Origin of the sequence: Treponema sp. OMZ 799 (genome assembly GCF_024181365.1) — a bacterium.
Taxonomy (GTDB): domain Bacteria; phylum Spirochaetota; class Spirochaetia; order Treponematales; family Treponemataceae; genus Treponema_B.
The window spans coordinates 1,283,638-1,299,634 of record NZ_CP051301.1; the positions used below are offsets into that span (position 1 = coordinate 1,283,638).

A 15,997-nucleotide genomic window follows, 5' to 3' on the forward strand; every position below is an offset into this window, starting at 1 on the left:
TTTTAGTTATGGCCGATATTATACGCCTTGAAAATGTAGTTAAAACCTTTGAGATGGGAGAAACAACCGTTAGGGCACTTGCCGGGGTTTCCTTTAAAATAGAAGAATCTTCTTTTGTTTCTATAATGGGGCCGTCGGGCTCTGGTAAGTCCACCTGCATGAATATGATAGGCTGTCTCGACAGGCCGACTTCGGGGAAAATTTATGTGGACGGTGTAATCACTGCCGACATGACAGAAAACGAGCTTGCCGCCTTACGGAATAAAACCGTAGGCTTTGTTTTTCAGCAATACTACCTCCTTCCCAATCTAAATGTGCTTGAAAACGTAATGCTCCCCTTGAGATATCAGGGGCTTTCCTTAGATAAAAGAAAAAAACGGGCTGCAGAAGAGCTTGAAAAGGTTGGCCTTTCCGACAGGTTAAAACACAGGCCGGGTGAGCTTTCAGGCGGACAAAAGCAGAGGGTTGCCATCGCGAGGGCCCTTGTTACAAATCCTAAGATTATTTTGGCCGATGAGCCCACGGGTGCCCTTGATTCCGAAACGGGACATTCTGTCTTGGATCTTTTTATAACGATAAACAAAACGGGGACAGCTGTCATAATGGTAACTCACGATCAAGAAATTGCTTCTCTTGCTCCTCGTTCAATCCATCTAAAAGACGGGCTTGTGGTAGCCGATTCCCTTAATGCCGCCGGTATAGAAAAAACGGGAGGGGGTAAAAATGTTTGAAGATTTTATAAATGCCCTTCATAATTTTAAAACGAACAAGATGCGCACCCTTCTTTCTCTTTTGGGTATAGTGATAGGAGTTACCTCGGTTATAATTGTTACAAGCCTTGCAAGCTCCCTTTCAAACAGCATGGTAAAGGAGTTTGAAGAGTTCAGCATGGATATAATCAATATAGGAACCCAGATGGGAAATCCCGAATTCGGCGGCAGCGGAGACATAAAATTTGATGAGGCTTTCCGCAAAAAGCTTATAAAAAAAATCCCTGAGATAAAGCATGTTTTTTATTCAAACCGTTTTCAAGCCGCAGTTGTAAGGAATAACTTGCGGATTGAAATTAGCGATATAGAGGGAATAGAGGCCGAAAGGCTTGAGTCTCACCGAGTAGTCATGGATTACGGCAGCTTTTTTTCTTCTTCGGACTATTCTTCAGGAGCGGAAAAGGCTCTTATAGGCGACAGGATAGCTTTCCAGCTTTTTCCTGAAGGCCGGGCTGTCGGAAAATTTATTACCTTGCAGATTCCTTCAAGTGCAGAAAATGCTCCTCCCAGAACTCTAAGGCTTGAAGTGATAGGAGTCGTAAAGCCGAAAAACACTTGGATCCTACGCACATCGGACGCAATCTTTGTACCGAGAAATTTTGCCTTAAACAAGGTTTTAGGAAATAGAAACGAACCTGTTTGGGCGGCCGAGGTAGTTATCTCGAATCCGGAGGACACCTCAAAAGTTGAAGCAAAGATTCAGGATTTTTCCGAAGAGGTTTCGGGAGGTAACCGTTTTGCTATCTGGGTTTATTCTGCCCGCCAGCAATTTGAGCAGATGAGTAAGATTACGGGGATGGTAAGCCTTGTGCTTTCCGCCATCGCCGGCATATCCCTCCTGGTCGGAGGCATTGGCATTATGAACATAATGCTTGTTACGGTTACCGAACGCCGAAAAGAAATAGGAATACGGAAAGCTCTCGGGGCTACAGGCAAAGCAATAAGGATGCAGTTTTTAATAGAGTCGGCATCTCTTACTCTTACAGGGGGGCTTATAGGGATTGTGCTGGGGCTTGTGATCAGTAAACTGATTGTAAACTTCTTTTTTCCGCCCGAAATCGTTTTTTTGCCCAATTTTTCGGGCTCCCTTATAGCCTTTTCGGTAAGTGTATGTACAGGCATCTTTTTCGGCCTTCATCCTGCGATCAAGGCTTCAAGGCTGGATCCTGTGCAAGCCCTCGCGGAATAGAAACTCTTTACAAATACTTGAGGTCTATTTATGGATATTGAAGCTTTGGAATTGCGTGCCCTGACCATTCAGGCTGCAAGGGAATTTTTTATTAAAAAGAACTATCTGGAATTGGATACTCCTGCTCTTTCGGGAGAGCTCATCCCTGAAACTTGTTTGGAAGTTTTTAAAACGGAGTATCTAAGCCCTGCCGCATCAAAGGGATTGAACGAAAAAAAGCTTCTTTTTTTGGTGCCTTCCCCCGAAGTTTATATTAAGCCCGTCATTGCCCAAACTTCCCGCTCGGTTTTTCAAATCTCCAAATGCTACCGCAATGTAGAGTCTATAGGCAATATCCATAGCCCCGAATTTACCATGCTTGAATATTACACTGTAAACGCAAACTATAAGGATTCCGTAAAGATAACCGAAGCGTTTTTAAATCATGTTGCCGAGAGGGTAAAAGAAAATCCTATAGCTGACGGGGAGGTTTTAAAAACCCTATCAAGGGGCTTTGACTGCCTTACCATGGATGAGGCTTTTAGAAAATATGCAGGAGTGCCTTTAAGCACCGAACATTCTCATGAAGAGCTTGCTGCCTATGCGGAAAAATTGGGCCTTGGCGAAGCTAAAAACTATTCGGATTGGAAAGAAGACGATTTATACGAGCTTATTTTGGTTCATGCGGTTGAACCCAATCTTCCCCAAAATAAGCTCATAGCCCTTTTGGACTATCCGGCCTTTGTCCCCTGCCTTGCCCAAGAAAATTCTCAAAAAGTTTTAAACAAAAAAAACGAAGATCTCGAATGGAAGACGGTTGAGCGCTGGGAGGTTTATTTGAACGGCGTTGAGCTTGCAAACTGCTACACCGAAGAAAGAAATCCTGAAAAAATCGACTCTTATTTTAAAAATGAAAACGCATTAAAACAAAAAAATGCCCTTGTTCCTCATCCTCCGGTAAAGGATTTCGGGAAAATTTGCTCTAAGATGCCGCCTTGTTCCGGGGCTGCGATGGGCTTTGACCGTCTTATCATGCTTTTGGCGGGAAAAAAAACTCTCGCCCCTATAATTTATCATAATAATTTTTAAATTCATTGACAAGAACTTGTTTTGTGTTTAGAATAGTTATAGATGCTATAATTAACTATTTAAACTTGGAATTTTGCAGGAGGACGATATGGCTTCAAAAATAGGAATCAAACTTGCTGATGGGACCTTTTTCCCGATTTTGGACGAAGACGCTTTGTCGGAACAGTCTCTGGAATTGACCACAGTCAGAGATAATCAAGAGAGTGTTCAAATAAATTTATTTAAGCAATTTGAAGAAACAGAGCCTGAATATATAGGCTCCCTTATTGTGGAAGACGTTTCAATGGGGACTGCAGGAGATCCTACTATAAATTTAAAAATAAAACTTGATGAAGAAAAAAATCTTTCTGCCGAAGCCATAGATGAAGGATCAGGATCACATCAGTCTTTAAGGGTTTCCCTAAAAAATCTTGATGAGGCAAGTCTTGACGGTATAGACTTTGATTTTGCCTCCCTAGATGACTCGTCAGGTCTTGAAAGCGGTGATGATGATTATTTTATAAAAGAAAGCGATCTGTCATCAAAAGAAGATTCTTCTTTTGATGAATCTTTCGAATCTCATACTGCCGATTCTCAACTTTACGGTAATGATGAAGAAAGGCCTGAAAAAAAGAAAAAGATGCCTATGTGGCTTATAATTCTTATAATAATCCTCTGTATAACGGCCCTTGTATTTGCCATTCTTCTTTTGACTAAAAAAATGCCCTTTGCAGATAAGGATATGATAGCTTCCGCACCTGAAAAGGTTGAAAAGGTGCAAGAGCAAAAAAAAGACGTAAATGCTACGACCTCGAATGTTCCTAAGGAAGATGCTTCCGAAAAGGCAGCCGCCGAAGCTAAACGCAAGGCTGAGGAAGAAGCTAAACAAAAAGCCGAAGCCAAGAAAAAAGCTGAAGAGGAAGCTAAGCAAAAGGCCGCTGCTGAGGCTAAAAAGAAGGCGGAAGAAGAAGCTAAACGGAAGGCTGCTGCCAAGAAAAAGGCTGAGGCTCAAAAAAAATCGAATGTAACTTCCAAGGGAGCGGTAAGGTATAAGATCAAATGGGGTGATACCTTGTGGGATCTATCCGAGACCTTCTACAAAACACCTTGGCTTTACAAAAAGATAGCGGATTACAATAAAATTAAAAATCCCAATCTTATTATAGCCGGTACCTATATAGATATTCCGCCTAAATAAGTTTGAAGGGATAGTTTTATAAACTCTAAATTTTTTATACGCTTTGGTTTTGTCTTATTCTGCTTTTGCTTTTGCCTTTCGAGCTTGTCGTGTGCAGGTTCCTATGATAAGACCGCAGAAGATCGTTTAATTGAGGATCTGTATTCGGAAAATTTTTACCGTTTTTTAAAACCTCAGCCCTTGGAATTGAAACGATTATATAATACCGATCCTTCATCCTTATACTATATAGGCCTTGCTCTTAAAAAAGCGAGGGTAAGGTCTGCCGATAAAAAAATCTATGATGAATCGGCCAGGGCTTATTTTGAGTATGCGGTAAAAAATACTCCTATGCCGTATAAAAAACTGGCCGATGATGAACTTTATGCGCTTTTATCCAATGAAGAAAAACTTAAAAAGCTTGAAGAAAAGCTTGCCGGTTTGGAAGCCGCTCAATCGGAGGCAGAAAAAGAGAAGGCTGTAAGGTCCGAAATCCAAAGGCTCTTATTTTTATCGGGTAATTTAAAAAAAATGGACAAGGCCTTGCCTGACTATCTTAATGCTCAAAAATTTGATGCCGAACTTATTGAAGGCTTAGAGAATATCGAAAAGAATAAGACTGATTTAAAAGTCTACGGAGATGATTTTTTTAGAATTCTAACCGCAAGAAAATTAACATTTGAATCTAGGTTTAAAGATGCATGGCCTATTTTTAAAAACTTAATGGAAAAGGAAGATAATCCGTATTTTGAAAACAGGACTGTTCTTTCCGATGCAGGAAGGTCCGCCTTATCAGGCTCCTCCGATTATGCTGCAGATGCCCTTCTTTTTGAAAATAAGCTTGAACTTTACGAAAAAAAATCCGCAAAGCATTCGGATTACATCGTGCAAAAATACATGTACTCTTTTTATGCTGCCCGCCTGCGTTTAAAAATGGGCGGAAAGGAAAATACCGAAAAGGCGCTTTTACTTTTTAAAAAGGCTAAGACCTATCCGCCTCAAGCCTATGATTATGATGTTGCCCTTTGGTACATTCTCGATATAGAAAAAAATAGATCGTTTAAGGTATTTTTTGATGAGCTTTGTGTTTCTGCTCCTTCATGGAAAAATGTTTTAGTTTACGAAGAGCTTGCAGCTCATGCCTGTATGAAGCTGGTTCTTTCACGGGATTGGAAGGGCCTTGAAAAACTTCAAAAGGCTGTTCAAAAAACCAATCTTTTTTCGGCTCAGGCTCGCCTTTCCTATATTCTTGCACGCTCTAAAAACTTATCGGGTGAGGAGTCTAAAAAACTGTACCGTGAAGCCTATGAAAAAGACCATAATTCTTTTTATTACAGGCTTATGTCCGCTTATCAGCTTGGGCTTCCTATCGCATCTTCCCCATACGGAAAAAATTATAAAAGAAAAGGCTCCGGCTCCTTTTCGGAGGAAGATACCATACAAATTTTAAAAGGTTTTGTAAAATATAAACTTTATTCCCAATTGTACAATAAGATTACCGTTTTATATCCTCAAATCGGTACGGAAGATGCCGCTTTTTTTTCGCAAGTTTTATCCGAAAATTCTAATTATGCCGACTCCATGAGGATTATGACCTTTGCGGTCAACTCCGAAGGTGCCGAGTTTGGAGAAGAACACTTAAAGCTAATCTATCCCCGGCCTTGGCTTGAGTCTGTCAAAAGATATGCTGCCGAATACAATTTACCTGAATATCTTTTATATGCCCTGCTTAGAAGTGAAAGCTATTTTAAGCCTGAGGTTGTTTCCCATGCGGGAGCCATAGGGCTTGCCCAGCTGATGAAGCCCACGGCTGCCGATATTGCCCGCCGTCTAAAGCTGGAGACTTATGACCTTAACAATCCCGATACAAATATCCGTTTCGGAGCCTTCTATCTTTCGGATATGATACGCCGTAACGGAGGAAAAATTATGCATGCTCTTTTTTCATATAATGCAGGTCCCAATGCCGTCAAACGCTGGGTAAGGCAGGCCGGCGATTTGCCGACAGACTTATTTTTAGAAGGTCTTGCTTACGCAGAAACAAGAGGCTACGGCAGAAATGTTCTTGCTGCAGCAATTATATACGGGCATCTATATTACAATAAGAACTACCGCGAGATTATAAAGGAGCTTTTTCCTGATATTTAATGCTGATATTTTTATGGTTCTTACTTTGAAAAAGCGAATTCAAAGCGTTCACAAAGTTTTCGAAGCTGTTCTTCCGATTTTATTTTGAACCTTTTCAGCAAGGCTTCAGGAATCTGGTAGTAATCTATTTTTTCTTGTGAAAAATTGAGCATAAAGTCTGCAAAGCAAACGCTTTCAACCAATTCCCGGTGCTGTTCGGGTGCGTTTTCAAAATTATCCTGATATCTTATTGTTACTATTATCGGCTCAGGGAAATTCCATTTTTCTGCAAGGGTGGCTCCTATTTCTGCTTGAGCCATTCCGCTCATAATCATGTCCATAACTTGCGGAGGAATGTTCCTTTCGGCTTGAATTTCTGCCAGCTTTACAACCAGCTCAGGGTACATAGAGCCTAAGATGATTTTTCCAAGGTCATGCAGAAGGCCGCAAATATATGCGTCATCGACTATAGTACGTTTTCCTGTAAGTTTTGCAACATTTAAGGAGAAAAAGGCCAGCCTATAGGCATTTTCCCAAATTTGCTTTTGCTCTTTTTCTGTTGTTTCCAATATTTTGATGGTTCCCATCGAGTAAAGCAAGTTCTGTATGCCTCTTAAGCCTACGAACTTAACGGCTTCGACAATGTTCATACACGGCTTGGAAAGTCCGAATGCCACCGAGTTTACATGTTTTAAGAGGTCCGTTGCCAAGCCTATATCGCTGCTTATAAGCTGTGCAATCTTTTGCATCTTTGAGTCAGGATCGTTAATAGCCCTCTGTATCTGCATAATATTTTCGGGGAATTGTGGTATTTCGTTGATATATTCTACAATAGCCCTTGTAAGAGGTTCTGCTTCTTTTTTTAACTCTAATCTTAGGGGGATTGTAACTCGGTTTATTGTAACGCCGTCTACAACATCTATTTGATAGGCCTTTTCGTTTAGCCCCATCTTTTTAAGCATTAAAACCATTATTACAAGGCCCAAACCGGCTCCTTCGGTGTTGTCTAAAACTTGAGTAAAGGCCTCATCCAATGATGAAAATTGCCGTGCTCTGACTATTTTGTCAAAAATACGCTTAAATTCTTGGCGTGTCAGGGCCGAGTTATTGCTTACTTCAAGGACTATATTGTCATTTTTAAGTTGAAGGGCCATTTTGATATAGAGGCCGGCTTTTTTTTGAAGAGCAAGGTAATGCTCCATGTTTGATATTGTATCTTCTTTAAAATCCTTCATACCAAGGTCATAATCTTCGGCATCGGAAATATTTAGCCCTCTTTCTTTAAAATAGACCCTCTTGGTATTGGCTTTTTTTGCGTTTGTTGTGAGCTCATTTGTGTAGTATACGATGTAGTCTGTAATGTCTGTACAATGAAGCTGCTTTAAAAATTCGGAAATGACATCCGTTATATAAACTTCAGTTTCTTTAGGCAAAGTATATGAAGTTATAGCGATAGGAACACCCAAACGTATGGCCGTTTCAATTTTTTCTGAATCAACGATTATTCTTTTATCTTTTTCCATGAATAACATCCTAACACATAAATAAAAAAAAATAAATACCTTTTAAGCAATTTACTGTAAATCTTTCTCAATTATTTATCGGTTTTGATGTCTTAAATCTTAAATGCCTACACTGTATGTTATAGATAAAAAAATCGCTCCGGGAGTATGCGGACCGGAGCGATTAAAATAGAGTATAAACCATTCACATACAAATACTTTTATGAACGCTTTACGCAGGTAATTTTGGATAACTACCCGCAATCTGTGCCTAGATGTAAGTTACCATATTCTTACTTTTTTGTCAAGCGAATTTATAAAAAAAGTTATAAATTCTTTAATTTTTTGTCGATTTTTTCAAAGGTTTCTTCCAAATCATCGAATAAAATCTCGGCATAGGAGTCTAATTGAGTCGGCTGATTGTTTACGATCGCTATTTTGCCTCCGTTTCTTAAAGTATAGGCGGGGAGGGCTGCTGCAGGGTAGACCAAGAGGGTTGTACCCAGAACCAGCATAAAATCAGCTTTAGAGGCTTCAGCTTCTGCCTGCATCAGGGCTTTTTGAGGCAGGGCTTCTCCAAAAAAGGTTATAGCCGGTTTGATAGGACTTCCGCATTTGGGACATCGGGGTACTGCTCCGGTTTTAGCTGTTTTTGCCGTTTCCTCAAAAGTTTCTGTGTAAGAGCAGTTTATACAATAGTGAACGGAGGGGGAGCCGTGTATCTCAATTACGTTTTTGCTCCCTGCCTTTTGGTGGAGTAAATCAATGTTTTGGGTTATTACGGCTTTTAGAATATCTCTTGTTTCAAGCTCGGCTAGGACGGTATGCACGATTGCAGGTTTTTTTTCTTCCAATCCGTATATAAATTCCTTGGCCATTCCGTAATAAACGGAAGGATCCCGATGGAACACATCTATATCGAACATTTTTTCGGTATTAGGCTGTTTATAAAGTCCGTCCTTTCCCCGAAAATCCTTTATTCCGGCAAGCGTGCTTATTCCGGCTCCCGTAAAGGCAACGAGGTGTTTTGCGTTTATTATTGACGAAAAAAGCTTGTCATAATCATCTTTTTCTTTATCCATACTCTTTCCTCCCATAACAGTATAAGTTATTTTCCTATCAAAATAAAGACCTTGTCCGATAAACCCCTTGAATTTAATTCTTTTTCAATGTATGCTTTATATATGCAGATTGCCGCAATTATGTTTCTTTCTTTTGCACTTTCAATTGTTTGGGCTCTTATCATTAGAAGAAAAGAAAATTTATCGGTTAAACCATTATTATATATTTTTTTGTTTTCATTTTTTGCTGTCCTTATTTCGATTTTAATGCAGACCATCATATATTTTTTGTTTCAGGATTTTTTAAAAACTAAAAGCTATGCTTACGGCATTCTTTTTGACTGTTTTGTTCATTCTTCTTTGCCGGAAGAAGCTGTTAAGGCTCTGCTTTTTTCTATTTTTGTAAAATTGCTTTGGGCAGATAAGATGAAAAATATGGATGAGATTACTCCGGCTCAAACGAGGGCTAATATAAGAATCCTAATGCTTTTATCGGTTTTTTACGGTTTAATTTTTGCCTCTTTTGAAAATCTTGCTTATGTGATACGCTATCCCGAATCGATTTGGCTTAGATCTTTTACTTCAAATATCTTGCATGCAGGCTTAGGCGTATACTATCTTGAAATAAGTATGGTGCAAAAAACAAGGAATATTATAAGGCCTTTTCTTTTTACATGGATAATACACGGCCTTTATAATATGTTCTTTTCTATAGGTTCTTATTTTATGATTTTTGGAGCTGTCCTTGTGCTCTTTACGGTTTCTAATGCCGTGAACAGATATGACCGCTTTAAGAGTAATTAGCTTTATTTTCTATTAAAAAGTATCCGGCTGGGTTTTAAGCAGGTCTTTGGGATATTCTATAGACCATAAAAAAAGGCCTTGGGGCGGAGCAGTGGGGCCTGCCTTTTCCCTCATCTTTGATTCTAGGATTTCCTTAAAATCTTTTTTTGAAGCTCCGATTTCGTCTAAATGCAAAAGAGTTCCCACTATCGACCGGACCATCTTCCATAAGAAGGCGTTTGCGCAAATTTCAAAAATAAGATAATCGTTTTCGATAAAAAAAACTGCCTTTTTGATATAGCGTGATTTGCTTATACTTTGATCCCCTGCCGCAGAAAAGGCTGTACAATCCAATTCTCCCGAAAGACAGGAGGCCATTTCATTTAAGACGGCTATATCGGGATACCGCCTTATGTGCCAGGTATATGGCTGTTCATGAGCAAAGATTGTCTTCCCGCATTTGATCTTATAGCGGTAAGTTCTTGAAAGAGCATTAAAGCGAGCATGTAAAAGGGTGGAAACTTCGGCTGCATCCATAACCCTTATATCCTTAGGTAAGATTGAGTTGAGGGCCGGTAAAAAATTTGAGGCCCTCATGCTTTTTATATCGCTAAAAAAGTTTACGGCTTGGCGGGCTGCATGAACTCCCGAATCCGTACGGCCTGAGCCGTTTGTTTCGATTGGATGCTTGTGTATTTTGGCTAAGGCTTTTTCCAATTCTCCTTGAACCGTTCTAAAGGTTTCGTTTCCTTCCTTGGTTTGCTTTTGCCAGCCGCAAAAATTTGTGCCGTCATAGGAGAGGGTAAGGAGAATATTTTTTTGGTTTTGGGTGCTCTCCATTAATCGTCGACATCCTTTAATTCTACTTTTAGAATATCATAGAGACTTCTTGCCGCTTCCAAGATTGGGCCCGGCTTGGCCTTACTGGATCTGCCTAGACCGAACATTTTTGCAAGGGCAAATTTGTGATAGTCCAAGCGTTTTAGGCGCATTTCCATATCTATTTTTTGGCCGTACTTGTATTCGAGAAGGGCGGAAAGATAAATGATTCCGTCATATCCGTAGTTTTTATCTACATCGGGGCCGAAAGATTTTAAGCCGGCAATGATTTCTTCTCCGGTCGATTCCAATTCAAGGGCTCTGCGATAAAGGAAGGTTGCTTTTTGGTAAAAAAGATCCGAAACATATTTATAATTTTCTTCAGGATATTTTTTACCCAGTTCGTCAAAGAGCCATGCCGCCCTTATTGAACATATAGCCTGCTTTATTGTGGGCGAAAATTTTTCTTCAAAAAGTTCGTAACACAAAATAGCGAGGTAGTAGGAAGCCGCCCCTTCATTTAGGCCGCGTGATTTTGTAAAGTCTATATTGTGAAAAAGGCCTTTTATTGCATCATACCTTAGTTCGGTGTTTTCAAAAAGCTTTTCGATAACCGGACGGGAAGGAATTGAAAAATCCTGAGGAAATGCTGTATAAAGACATTTGTGACAAACGGTCAAATTGTACACTGTAGGAAATATTTCTCCGTATTTTGCCGAGGGTTCATAAAGTCTGCGTAACTCATCGGTCAGATCTCCGGCTATAAGCCTTCCTCCGCCCGAATGCAGCTCTTCTCTCTTAAATTTTGTACTGCATACGGGGCACTGGACCTGTTCCTTTGAATAAAAAGTTATACTTCCTGTTCGAGATTCTTTTTCTACATGTTTTCTTATCATAATTTTGCTCTCCGTCTTTAATTATCGGTATTTTTTGTCCTCTGACGACTAATAAACCTAGTCTTTTTATGGAAAAACTCATTTTTTTATTGATAATTTTTTGAGCCCTTATAAAAAAAATGAAAAACTCATTTTTTGGGGGCGATAAAAATGAAAAAACATCCAAATAATCTTTTTTTTAAAAGTTTTTTCAAACCGCCGCTTTGCACTCTTTTTGCTTCTATAAACATATAATTATTAAAGTTAAAGGAGATAAAAAAGTGAATTTCAGTTTAGAAAAAGGAGAGGAATTTGTCAAGGCCTACAATCTTAATAAAACCAATCCTTCAATGAAACAAAAACTTTTAATGTTTATCTTTGAGATGATTTATGTAAACTTGGAAAGTTTTGGCGTGTGTTTTAAGGATGAAGATTTACGCAGTGATTTTTTACTTAATTTTTATTATAAGCTTCCTAAGATTTTGGAAAATTATAATCCTTCACTGTCAAGTTTTTATACTTATTTAACAAATCATATTCGTTTTTATTATTTGACGTTTAAATGTAAAACCGTAAGACTTGAGATAAACGATACCGTTCTTGCAGATCAAGAAGAAGCAAGATGGGAGTATCTTATGGGCGAGTATGATTTAAATGAAAATTTTAACTTTTATGTTGCTGAGCCGGCTCCTGCATACTGCGATGTAAACCTAAGGGACTTGGGATTGAAAGATGAAAAAAGATCCTCAAAAGAAACTGCTCATATGAGAGAGCTTTATTTTAGTATGCCGTGTAAACATAGAAAAATCTTTTTACTTGCTTGCAGGGCTTGTTTTTTTCTTGATGATGATTTGATCGATAAAATAGCTGCCGAAATTAAAATGGATTCATGGCTTCTATGTTCTATTCTTCATGATCTAAAGTCTGCTTGCTTTAGGAGATATGAAAAAATAAATTATTGTGTCGGCAATAGAAACAGGTATTATGTAAAGGCTCAGCTTTTTAAATATCTTTTACTCCATACTTATAATACAAAAACTCAGCTTAAAAAGATTTGTTTTTCACTACAACATAACCGGCATTTATGGGACAAAACAAAAAGATTAAATAGAAGACAGATAAAGGCTCCAAGCAGCACCGATATAGGAAAATATATAAATCTATATAAGGGTACGATCGATAAAAATATTGCCAAGAGTCTAAAAATGTGGTATACTCCGGAGCATGAAAATATATCTGGCATCGGGAAATGTAAACAAGCAAAGGGAAGTACAAGAGCTTCTTCCGTCTCATAAGATTGTTTTGCCTAAAGACGAGGGCATAGACTTTGATCCTGAAGAAACGGGAAGCAGCTTTTTTGAAAATGCTATGATAAAAGCTAAGGCCCTTTACGATATTGTGAGGGCTCCGGTTCTTGCAGATGACTCCGGTCTTTGTGTCGATTTTTTAAACGGTGCTCCCGGAATTCATTCGGCCCGCTATGGTGCTGTCAATGGAGAGCATGTTTCCGCCGAGGCCGGTATCATCAAGGTTCTTGCAGAATTAAAAGGGGTAAAAGAACGCAGTGCCCGATTTGCCTGCTGTATGATTTTTCTTTTAAATGAAAACCGTTTTTATTCGGTGCAGGAAACTTGCGAGGGAACTATAACCGAAAAAGCTGCCGGGGCGGGAGGTTTCGGCTACGATCCTATCTTCTTTGTAGAGGATTTCGGAAAAACCTTTGCAGAACTTAAACCGGAAGAAAAAAATTCGGTCTCCCACAGGGGCAGGGCTCTTAGAGCTATAACAAAACTGATAGAAGGTCTTTATAGTTTGTAAGAGGTGAATCTAAAATCGCCTATTTACTTTTTTTTATTTATCGTATATTATTGTGAACTATGCACAAAAAAAGCACCTTTTTAAAATTTGCGGACTATTACAAGCCTTATAAATTCTTATTTTTCTTTGATCTGTTTTGCGCTCTTTTAGTTTCTGCGGTAGATTTGGTATTCCCTCAGGTGATAAGGTACTTAACAAGGATAATTCCAAAAATAAGAAGCGGAGAAGTCCTGCTTTTTTCAGATAAGACTATTTTTAGTTTTGATGTAGAGGCTTCGGCCATTATATACCTTGGGATTATAATTGCCGTAATTCTTTTGGGCCTTTATATAATAAGGTATTTTGCCCAATATTTTATAACCTCATGGGGGCACATAATGGGAGCCCGCATGGAAAGGGATATGCGGAATGACCTCTTTAATCATATGCAGCGTCTTTCCTTTTCATATTACGATAAGAACAAAACGGGAGATATGATTTCCCGAATTGTTTCAGACCTTTTCGATATTTCGGAATTGGCCCACCATGGCCCCGAAAACCTTTTTATTTCTTTTCTTAAGATAATAGGTTCTTTTTCGCTTCTTTGTTTTATCAACGTAAGGCTGACCCTTATTTTAGCTTCGGTTACCTCCCTTATGTTCATCTTCACTTTTTTCCAAAACAAAAAGATGCGTAAAATTTTTATGCTCAACCGCAAAACAATAGCCGGAATAAATTCGCAGGTGCAGGACACTCTTTCGGGGATAAGGGTTGTGCAGTCCTTTGCAAACGAAGAGTTGGAAAGCAAAAAATTCTATACTGCAAACGAGGCCTTTGTCCACTCCAAATATATAAACTACAGACAGATGGGAGAATTTTTTGCCGTAAACGGTCTCTTGCAGGGCTTATTCTTTATTGTAACGGTTTTAGCCGGAAGTTTTTTTGTTGCAAAAAATGAACTGACCATTCCCGACTTGACCATCTATGTCTTGTATATAAATATCTATATAGCCCCGATAAATCTACTTATCAATTTTACTGAGATGTTCCAAAAGGGAGCTGCCGGTTTTAAGCGCTTTTTACAGATTGTAGAAACGGCACCGGAAATCACCGAAAAGGAAGATGCCGTCGAGCTAAAAGATGTAAGAGGAAATATCAAATACGAAAATGTAGATTTCAGCTACAATGAGACTACAGCAATCTTAAAAAATATTTCCATAGATATTCCTGCAGGCAAGACCCTTGCTCTGGTCGGCCCATCGGGCGGAGGAAAGACGACGATATGCTCCCTTCTTCCGCGCTTTTATGATGTGATAAACGGAAAGATAAGCATAGACGGAAAGGACATAAGGGATTTAAAACTAAAGTCCTTGCGTGAAAATATCGGAATTGTACAGCAGGATGTTTATCTTTTCGGCGGAACCATAAAAGAGAACATAGCCTACGGTAAGCCCGATGCTTCCGATGAAGAAATTATTGATGCCGCTAAAAATGCTCACATTCACGATTTTATTATGAGTTTGGAGGACGGTTATAATTCTTATGTGGGGGAGAGGGGTGTGAGACTTTCAGGCGGGCAAAAGCAGAGAATCTCGATTGCCAGAGTCTTTTTAAAAAATCCTCCGATTTTGATATTGTACGAGGCAACTTCGGCCCTCGATACCGAAAACGAAATTTTAATTCAAAAAGCTATTGAAGAACTTTCGGAGGAGAGAACGACAATAGTTATAGCTCACCGTCTTTCTACAATAAGAAATGCCGATACGATTTTGGTAGTTACCGATGAAGGAATAATGGAAAGAGGCACTCACGAGGAGCTTTTAAGTTTAAACGGTATCTATGCAAATTTACGCAAGCTCGATGAGTTTTAACCGATACCCTAAAACCAATTAATTAAATGGAGACATTTAAGTGCAAAACGAATTGAAGGATTTACGCGAGTTAAAAAAGAAATTTAAAAAGGCCGTTCTTTCTCGAAAACATACCATAGACGAGTTGCGGCTTGCCTATGACGATATTCTTTATTCTCCACATGTACCGAATAATGTAGACTTATCCGAAATCGAATTGCGCGGTGTTGATACCGATGTATTAAAGCCTGAGATGGCGGTTTCAGGCAGGGTAATCCTATATGCTCATGGAGGCTCTTTTATAAGCGGCACAAAAAAAGCTTACCGCTCCTTTTGTGCAGGCCTTGCTCATGAGGCTTCTGCCGACCTCTATTTACCCGACTACAAGCTTGCCCCCGAATATCCCTTTCCTGCCGCCCTTGAAGATGTTTATAAGGTTTATGCAAAACTTGTAGAAACTCATACTGCAGATCCCGGCAATCTTATTTTGGCAGGAGACGGAGCCGGAGGCGGTTTAATTCTTTCGCTGATTCATTATTTAAAAAATAAACATCTTCCTCTTCCTGCATTAATTGTCTTATTTTCTCCATGGGCCGATTTAACCTGTTCAAGTGAAGGACTGAATGCTAACCGAAAGAAAGACTTTGTTTTTTCTCAAGGGACTCTTGCGGGCGCTGCCCAATTATACACCGAAGAAAAAAATCTTAGCAATGAACTTGTTTCTCCCATTTTTGGAAGTTTTGAAAACTTTCCTCCCGTTTTTATTCAATGCGGAAGTAATGAGATTCTTTTGGATGATTCGATCCGTCTTTGCGAAAAAATCGAAAAGGCCGGAGGAAGGGCCGAGCTCGATAAAATGAAAGACATGCCTCACCTGTTTCAAGCCGTTCCCGACTATTTTGCCGATGCTCACCTCGAAGTTGAAGCTATAGGAAAAAAAATAAATTCGTTTTTTGAGAGCGGCTCTTTGATAGAAAATCAAGCGAATTTATAGGGGAAT

14 protein-coding genes are annotated in these 15,997 nt (G+C 39.2%); 10 read left to right on the forward strand and 4 right to left on the reverse strand.

What is annotated here, in order from left to right; all coding sequences use genetic code 11:
• Window positions 1-8 precede the first annotated feature (8 nt).
• The 5 genes from E4O04_RS05755 (at window position 9) to E4O04_RS05775 (ending at window position 6,331) form a co-directional block, all read left to right on the forward strand.
• Complete coding sequence (locus E4O04_RS05755; protein WP_253710499.1) at window positions 9-731, forward strand: ABC transporter ATP-binding protein; 723 nt, start codon at window positions 9-11, stop codon at window positions 729-731.
• The gene (locus tag E4O04_RS05760) at window positions 724-1,959 is read left to right on the forward strand and encodes an ABC transporter permease (protein WP_253710501.1); all 1,236 of its coding nucleotides are present in this window, start codon (window positions 724-726) and stop codon (window positions 1,957-1,959) included. Before E4O04_RS05755 ends, E4O04_RS05760 begins: the two co-directional genes overlap by 8 nt.
• A 30-nt stretch (window positions 1,960-1,989) precedes the next feature.
• Entirely contained in the window at window positions 1,990-3,027 is a 1,038-nt protein-coding gene (locus E4O04_RS05765) for an EF-P lysine aminoacylase GenX (protein WP_253684911.1), read from the forward strand.
• A gap of 88 nt (window positions 3,028-3,115) precedes the next feature.
• Window positions 3,116-4,204, forward strand: coding sequence for a LysM peptidoglycan-binding domain-containing protein (locus E4O04_RS05770; protein ID WP_253684910.1), 1,089 nt, complete (start codon window positions 3,116-3,118; stop codon window positions 4,202-4,204).
• 36 nt (window positions 4,205-4,240) lie between these two features.
• Window positions 4,241-6,331 carry a flagellar assembly lytic transglycosylase gene (locus E4O04_RS05775; protein WP_371922282.1) on the forward strand — a complete coding sequence of 697 codons (2,091 nt, stop codon included), beginning with the start codon at window positions 4,241-4,243 and terminating at the stop codon, window positions 6,329-6,331.
• A 20-nt stretch (window positions 6,332-6,351) separates the two neighbouring features.
• Here the strand turns inward: E4O04_RS05775 and E4O04_RS05780 are convergent, their stop codons facing one another.
• Entirely contained in the window at window positions 6,352-7,833 is a 1,482-nt protein-coding gene (locus E4O04_RS05780; protein WP_253684908.1) for an HDOD domain-containing protein, read from the reverse strand.
• A gap of 305 nt (window positions 7,834-8,138) precedes the next feature.
• Window positions 8,139-8,894 carry an NAD-dependent protein deacylase gene (locus E4O04_RS05785; RefSeq protein WP_253684907.1) on the reverse strand — a complete coding sequence of 252 codons (756 nt, stop codon included), beginning with the start codon at window positions 8,892-8,894 and terminating at the stop codon, window positions 8,139-8,141.
• Between the two features lie 102 nt (window positions 8,895-8,996).
• Here E4O04_RS05785 and E4O04_RS05790 point away from each other — a divergent pair, with 102 nt between their 5' ends.
• Window positions 8,997-9,677: a PrsW family intramembrane metalloprotease gene (locus E4O04_RS05790; protein WP_253684906.1), complete on the forward strand. Its 681-nt coding sequence runs from the start codon at window positions 8,997-8,999 to the stop codon at window positions 9,675-9,677.
• Between the two features lie 12 nt (window positions 9,678-9,689).
• Here the strand turns inward: E4O04_RS05790 and truA are convergent, their stop codons facing one another.
• Window positions 9,690-10,496 carry a tRNA pseudouridine(38-40) synthase TruA gene (gene truA, locus E4O04_RS05795; protein WP_253684905.1) on the reverse strand — a complete coding sequence of 269 codons (807 nt, stop codon included), beginning with the start codon at window positions 10,494-10,496 and terminating at the stop codon, window positions 9,690-9,692.
• Window positions 10,496-11,371 carry a DUF2225 domain-containing protein gene (locus tag E4O04_RS05800; RefSeq protein ID WP_253684904.1) on the reverse strand — a complete coding sequence of 292 codons (876 nt, stop codon included), beginning with the start codon at window positions 11,369-11,371 and terminating at the stop codon, window positions 10,496-10,498. Before E4O04_RS05800 ends, truA begins: the two co-directional genes overlap by 1 nt.
• Before the next feature lie 260 nt (window positions 11,372-11,631).
• Here E4O04_RS05800 and E4O04_RS05805 point away from each other — a divergent pair, with 260 nt between their 5' ends.
• Genes E4O04_RS05805 through E4O04_RS05820 form a run of 4 tightly spaced genes read left to right on the forward strand, consistent with a single transcriptional unit; the run spans window position 11,632 to window position 15,991 of the window.
• Complete coding sequence (locus E4O04_RS05805; protein WP_253684903.1) at window positions 11,632-12,645, forward strand: nucleoside-triphosphatase; 1,014 nt, start codon at window positions 11,632-11,634, stop codon at window positions 12,643-12,645.
• Window positions 12,575-13,168 (forward strand): RdgB/HAM1 family non-canonical purine NTP pyrophosphatase, encoded by a 594-nt coding sequence (gene rdgB, locus E4O04_RS05810; protein WP_253684902.1) that lies wholly within the window; start codon window positions 12,575-12,577, stop codon window positions 13,166-13,168. Before E4O04_RS05805 ends, rdgB begins: the two co-directional genes overlap by 71 nt.
• 59 nt (window positions 13,169-13,227) lie before the next feature.
• Window positions 13,228-15,018 carry an ABC transporter ATP-binding protein gene (locus E4O04_RS05815; RefSeq protein WP_253710505.1) on the forward strand — a complete coding sequence of 597 codons (1,791 nt, stop codon included), beginning with the start codon at window positions 13,228-13,230 and terminating at the stop codon, window positions 15,016-15,018.
• A 40-nt stretch (window positions 15,019-15,058) separates the two neighbouring features.
• A complete protein-coding gene (locus tag E4O04_RS05820) occupies window positions 15,059-15,991 on the forward strand; it encodes an alpha/beta hydrolase (RefSeq protein ID WP_253710507.1) in 933 nt (310 codons plus the stop codon).
• The last annotated feature ends 6 nt before the right edge of the window (window positions 15,992-15,997 follow it).